The sequence below is a fragment of the Arthrobacter sp. SO5 genome (assembly GCF_020532805.1).
In the GTDB taxonomy this organism is placed as follows: domain Bacteria; phylum Actinomycetota; class Actinomycetes; order Actinomycetales; family Micrococcaceae; genus Arthrobacter.
Genome location: NZ_MQTQ01000104.1, coordinates 13,398 through 14,805, shown reverse-complemented (window position 1 = coordinate 14,805; position 1,408 = coordinate 13,398). Strand labels below are relative to the sequence as shown.

Annotated in this window: 2 protein-coding genes and 1 pseudogene; 2 read left to right on the top strand and 1 reads right to left on the bottom strand. The window is 64.2% G+C overall.

Translation table 11 applies throughout. The features are described from left to right. Both BJG92_RS17885 and BJG92_RS18675 read left to right on the top strand, forming a co-directional pair. Positions 1–325: pseudogene (locus BJG92_RS17885) on the top strand (hypothetical protein); the annotation flags it as partial. A gap of 11 nt (positions 326–336) precedes the next feature. Beyond that, entirely contained in the window at positions 337–738 is a 402-nt protein-coding gene (locus BJG92_RS18675) for a hypothetical protein (protein WP_374199828.1), read from the top strand. On the opposite strand, the gene BJG92_RS17880 is transcribed toward BJG92_RS18675, so the two are convergent. Next, positions 703–1,377: a TetR/AcrR family transcriptional regulator gene (locus tag BJG92_RS17880; protein WP_232085404.1), complete on the bottom strand. Its 675-nt coding sequence runs from the start codon at positions 1,375–1,377 to the stop codon at positions 703–705. The two genes, BJG92_RS18675 and BJG92_RS17880, sit on opposite strands and share 36 nt — an antisense overlap. Between the last annotated feature and the right edge of the window lie 31 nt (positions 1,378–1,408).

The following is a 1,408-nucleotide window of genomic DNA, read 5'->3' as shown; positions in this document are numbered from 1 at the left end:
CTCGGACTCGGACTCGGACTCGGACTCGGACTCGGACTCGGACTCGGACTCGGACTCGGACTCGGACAAGGTCTTGGCCGATCTCATCGGCCGGGACTTCACCTCAGATAGCCCCGGAACGAAGCTCGTCGGTGACATCAATTACCTGCGCACCCGCATAATCGTTGGCTGGGCGATGGCCGACCACATGCGCGCCTCCCTCGTCACGGGCGCGCTGGCGATGGCCAAGGACCGGGGACACCTGGCCCCGGATGCGATTTTCCTTAGCGACCGCGGCACGCAATGGGCGCCTAGTGTACCGGAAACGCTGTCCGACAGTCCATAGGGGCCACCGGCGTGTGCTGGGACAATGCCGTCGCCGACTCGGCGTTCTCATCCCTGAAGAACGAGTTCTACCACCACCACAACTTCGCCGCTGGGCAGGACGCCTGCTGGGGAACCATGCGCTACGTCGAAGTGTTCTATAGCCGCTGGCGGCCCCACACCAACAATGAGGGGCTGCCGCCGGCCACAGCAATGGCCAACTTCAAGACCAAAACCAGCCGCTACCCGCGGCCGCCTAACCCAAAAAAACCAACCGGCTGTCTCACATACTTGAAACACCTCAGATCCGTCTCGACGAAATCGCCAAAACAGTTACGGCTGACTACAGCTAAGGCGCCGGTAAAGGATCGGAGTTGCGGTACAAAGGGCCGCGCGTCGCTATGCGGGGGCTCTCAGGGGCTCGAGGGCGGCTAGGACGAGGTCGAGGCCGAAGTTGAACTCCTCCGCCGGGTCGTAGCCGGCAGCGACGAGCGCCGCGGCGGACTCATTGAGGTAGGGGAACTCGTCAGGAGGAAGCTGGGGCAAGTAGACGTCCTCGCCCATGTCCGCGAACTCATCCGCCGTGTCGAACGGCAGGCTGGCTTCCTGCAGGGCGAAACCGTAAACATAGCTGTCGAGCAACCAGTTGGCGTGCGTCGCCATCAAGACCGTGAAGCCAGCCCTCCGCAGGCAGGCGGTGACCGCTTCGTGGTGGCGAAGGTTCGCAGGCCCCGGCGATGTCCGCGACTCCATTAGGCCGTTCGCCCACGGGTGGCGTGCGAGAACCTGTCGGGCGGATACCGCCCGCCGTCGTATCGCCGACTGCCAGTCGGTCTCTTCGGGCGGGAGCTCGATCTCCTCGAACACGATGTCGATCATGGCGTCCAGCAACTCCTCTTTGCTCGCCACGTAGTGGTAGAGCGACATCGCGCCCGCGCCGAGCACGCCAGCCAGCCGGCGCATGCTCAGCCCGTCGACCCCCTCGCGGTCGGCGAGCCGGACCGCCTCGACCACCACCCGCTGCTTGCTCAACCCTGCGTCTGACGCGACCTGGCGTTGTTTTCTTGCAGACACGGGTCTCCTCGCTCTCTCAAAAGGCTTGACT